The organism is Kitasatospora sp. NPDC057512, assembly GCF_042802135.1.
Taxonomy (GTDB): domain Bacteria; phylum Actinomycetota; class Actinomycetes; order Streptomycetales; family Streptomycetaceae; genus Kitasatospora.
In genome coordinates this window covers 1-3,676 of sequence record NZ_JBHVET010000792.1, presented here as the reverse complement: position 1 = coordinate 3,676, position 3,676 = coordinate 1, and the positions used below count along the sequence as shown (strand labels likewise).

Genomic DNA, 3,676 nt, shown 5'->3' with positions numbered 1-3,676 from the left:
TCCGTCTCCCGCCCCGGGCATCCGGGGCGGGAGACGGACGGCTCAGGTGACCGGCCGGCTCAGGCGGACGACTCCTTCGGCCGGCGCACCGACCAGAGCACGGTGCCGTCGATCAGGACGTTGCAGCCGAGGAACGCCAGCAGGTAGGCGGAGGAGTCGGCCTCGCCGGGGAGCTTGGGGGCGACCCGCCCGGCCGGGTCCATCCGGACGGTGATCACCTGGCCGCGCTTGAACCGCGGGGAGTTCTCCGTGAGCGGGCCGCCCGGCACGTCGTCGTTCAGCTCCGTGGAGGCCAGGCTGTACGCCCGCCCGGTGCCGTGGAGCGCGTCGGTGACCTTCTCGTCGACGACCACGGCCCGCACGGTCCGCCCCGAACCCAGGATCAGGTTCGCCCAGGCCTCGGTGCCGGCCAGGTACGCGACGAAGCCGACGACGGAGATGCCCAGGCCCCAGGCGACCATGTTCTTCCGGAACCGGGGGTTGCTGTCGGCGTCGCGGCGCACGGCGAACGCGTACAGCACGACCAGCGGGTAGGCGAGCCCCACCACCGCGGCGAGGAACGAGTTGACGTAGACGTCCAGCGCGATGACGCCGACGAGCACCGCCGTGGTGACGGCGATGAGGGCCAGGGCCCCGCCGAGTCGGCGGGACCCGCTCTGGATGCCCTGGTCGGGCTGGGCGATCGTCACCCGAAGGCCTTCCGGATGTTGTCCTGCCGCTCGGGCGGCAGGGCGTTCGACGTCTCGTTCAGCGGGGGGTAGAAGGAGATCCCGCTGATGGCGGCGCCCACCAGGACCGACCAGCCGTCCCAGTAGTCCAGGTGTTGGGTGGAGAAGACGACGGCGAGCACGTGGGGGCTCCACGGGTGCGCGAACAGGGCCTCCAGCTGCCGGACGGTGGTGACGCCCGATCCCGGCAGGCCGTAGGCCGTCCCGGACACGGGCACGGCCAGGTCGCGGACGGTCACGGCGGCCCGGCCGAGCGGGAAGTCGAGGACCTCGACGTCGGCGTCCGGCCAGGCGGTCGCGAGCTCCCGGGCGACGCGCTGGGGGTAGCCGCCCGGGGCGCCCTGCTCCTGCTCGCGCAGGTACAGGCTGAACACGCCCTGGACGATCTCGCCCTCCTCGGTCTGCACCAGGCAGTTGGAGACGTGCACCGCCCCCTCGCGCAGCTGCGCCTGGAGGGCGAGTTCGGCGGAGACGGCGATGCCGAGCTTCTGCTCCGGACCGGCGTCGGTGAGCCCGTCGAGCCCGTCCACGATCCGGCTCATCCGGTCGCCCGGGTCCTCGGCCAGGTCGATGCCGGTGAACCCCTCGGGCAGGGAGAGCCAGAAGGACGGCGCGGTCGTGTCAGTCATGTCCCACTCCCCAGACACCGGTGACGATCGCGCTGCCGCCGCCGAGCAGCGCGGGCAGGATCCGGCCCTTGCCGCTGCCGCCGATGGCGCCGCCGGCACCGTTGAGCGCGGTGCCGCCGCCGGTGGTGTAGTTGACCGCGGCGCTCAGCCCCGGGCTCGGGTTGTCGGTGAAGAGGCCGGCGGCGGTGGGGGCCGTCAGCGCGACCCCGCTGGCCGCCTGCACGCCGTCGGAGACGTTCATCGCGGCGGCCTTGGAGAGCCCGAGCTTCATGGCGGGCTTCTCGATCGCGGTGGTGAAGACCGGGTTGGCCGGGTCCATCGCCCGGGCGGCGACGCGGATCTCCTTGGCCCCGGCGCTCACGGCCTTGGCCCCGCCTTCGGCGGCGCGGGCGCCCCTGAACGCGGTGACCCCGCCCTTGAGGAGGGCGCCTCCGGGGAGGGCCCCGAGGAGGTCGCCGGCCAGGGTGAGGTCGTTGCCGAGGTTCGCCATGCTGGTCGGCATCAGTCCCTTGATGCCGTACTGCTTGGCGTGCAGGCCCGCCGCGCCGACGCTCAGCAGGATGGCGGGCAGGGCGAACGCGGGGCAGAAGATGGCCGCGACGCCGCAGATGCCGGAGGCCACCGTCAGCAGGTCGCCGCCGTGGTTCTTGAACCAGTTGCCGATCTTGCTGAGCATGCCCGGCTCCGGCGGGGCCTTGCTGTCGGCGGCCTTGCGGACGGCCTCGGCCGTCTTCTGGGCGTCCGACTTGTGGGTCCCGGCGAGCTCGTGGGCCTGCTTCTGGAGGCCGGCCAGCTCGTTGGAGGCGCTGGTGAGCAGGGAGGCGGCGGAGTCCAGGTGGTTCTTCGCCGTGTTGTAGCGCTGCTCGGCGGCGGCGAGGCTGGCGTCGTCGGGGTAGGAGCGGCCGGCCAGTTGGAGGTCGGGGGCGGCGGCCGCGGCGCTGTGGGCCTTGTCCGCCTCGTCCTTCTTCTTCTTGGCGGCGACCGCGGAGGCGGCCAACTCGGCGGCCTTGGGCTGGTGTTCGGTCAGCGCCTTGTACCAGACGTCGAGCGCCGTGTAGGCCGAGGTGATCGAGTCGGCGGCGTCCTGGAGGTAGCCGGGGAGCTTGCCGAACTGCTCGGCGAACTTCTTGGCGGCCTCACCCGTCCACTGGCCCTCGTTGTCGGAGATCTGGGAGAGCGTGGTGTGCACGCCGGTCAGGTGCTGGCCGACCCGGCGCAGGCTGGTGCTGAGCGCGGTGACGGCGGCGGAGTCGCCGGGGGTGGGGTTGAAGCCGAGGCCGGACCAGTCGGGCGCCGGCGGCGTGGGGGCGCTCATGACTGCCCCGCCGGGGCGAGGACCTTGACGATGCTCTGCTCGGTGCCGTCGTAGTTCTTCTGCACCTGCTCAAGGCCCTCGTCCAGGGTCTTGACGCACTCGCGGACCTTCTTCAGGCCGAACTGCCACTTGTCCTTGAAGTGCCCGCAGGCCTCGTCCAGGAAGTCGAAGCCGGTGCCGGTGTGGCCGGCCGCCTCGAAGGCCTTGAGGCCCTGGTCGAGTTCGTCGGCACACCCTTTGAGGTCTTGGGCCAGTTTTGCGAGGAATTCGGTACTGACTTTGAAGTCGGACACTTTCGCCCCCCGATGCGTCGATTGTCGGACCGGGCGAGCATAGCTCCAGCCGACGGGGGAGAGATCGTCACGGTCGGAACCGGAGGCGGTCGTTACGGGACCTTTACGGGCCGTCGACGCCTTCTTGACGTCGGCGGCCCAGCTCTGAGGCGTACACGTACGGTCGGTCTCAGCGGCGCCAGAAGCCGCGCTTCTTCGGGGTGACGAGCCGCACCACCGCCGTGACGAACAGCTCGGCGACGGGGGAGGGCCCCGGGCCGTGGTTGAGGTGGCTCTCGGCGGTCCACTCGCCGAGGACGGTGCCGGGGCTGCCGTCGAAGGGGCTGAACGCGTGCTCCAGGGTCACGTAGCGGACGGTCCTGGCGCCCTTGGGCTGGACGGCGGCGACGAAGTGGGCCTCGGTGGCGCCGACCGGGGTGGGCAGGGTGACCAGCAGCATGTGGTGGCCGTCGACCGACAGGTGGCGGCAGTCGAGGCCGTGGTCGGGCAGGCGGTCCTCGGGCGGCAGGGTGCTGCCGAGGTCGTCCCAGATCTGGGTGACGACGGGCAGCAGGCTGCCGCCGTCCGGGGTCGGGGTGGCCACGCGCGGGCCGAACTCCAGCACCTGGCGGGCCAGCTCGCGGTGGACGAAGCGGTAGTGGTGTGGTCGGGGGTCCGTCATGGGGGACACCGTAGCGAAGCGTCCGGGGCGGGGCGTCGGCACGTCCGACG

At 72.2% G+C, this 3,676-nt stretch carries 5 protein-coding genes; all 5 read right to left on the bottom strand.

From position 1 onward, the window contains the following. Positions 1-59: 59 nt before the first annotated feature. Complete coding sequence (locus ACFU6K_RS33810) at positions 60-689, bottom strand: hypothetical protein (RefSeq protein WP_380669618.1); 630 nt, start codon at positions 687-689, stop codon at positions 60-62. Then, positions 686-1,357, bottom strand: a complete 672-nt coding sequence (locus ACFU6K_RS33805) for a hypothetical protein (RefSeq protein WP_380669616.1) — start codon at positions 1,355-1,357, stop codon at positions 686-688. The genes ACFU6K_RS33810 and ACFU6K_RS33805 overlap by 4 nt, the downstream gene beginning before the upstream one ends. Next, the gene (locus ACFU6K_RS33800) at positions 1,350-2,672 is read right to left on the bottom strand and encodes a WXG100 family type VII secretion target (RefSeq protein WP_380669614.1); all 1,323 of its coding nucleotides are present in this window, start codon (positions 2,670-2,672) and stop codon (positions 1,350-1,352) included. The genes ACFU6K_RS33805 and ACFU6K_RS33800 overlap by 8 nt, the downstream gene beginning before the upstream one ends. Further along, positions 2,669-2,965, bottom strand: a complete 297-nt coding sequence (locus tag ACFU6K_RS33795) for a hypothetical protein (RefSeq protein WP_380669612.1) — start codon at positions 2,963-2,965, stop codon at positions 2,669-2,671. Before ACFU6K_RS33795 ends, ACFU6K_RS33800 begins: the two co-directional genes overlap by 4 nt. A 169-nt stretch (positions 2,966-3,134) precedes the next feature. Beyond that, a complete protein-coding gene (locus ACFU6K_RS33790) occupies positions 3,135-3,626 on the bottom strand; it encodes a hypothetical protein (RefSeq protein WP_380669610.1) in 492 nt (163 codons plus the stop codon). Between the last annotated feature and the right edge of the window lie 50 nt (positions 3,627-3,676).

Bases quoted from the DNA above. Each gene is read 5' to 3' on its own strand.
- ACFU6K_RS33805 (WP_380669616.1), bottom strand. From the start codon at position 1,357: ATGACTGACACGACCGCGCCGTCCTTCTGGCTCTCCCTGCCCGAGGGG.
- ACFU6K_RS33800 (WP_380669614.1), bottom strand. From the start codon at position 2,672: ATGAGCGCCCCCACGCCGCCGGCGCCCGACTGGTCCGGCCTCGGCTTC.
- ACFU6K_RS33790 (WP_380669610.1), bottom strand. From the start codon at position 3,626: ATGACGGACCCCCGACCACACCACTACCGCTTCGTCCACCGCGAGCTG.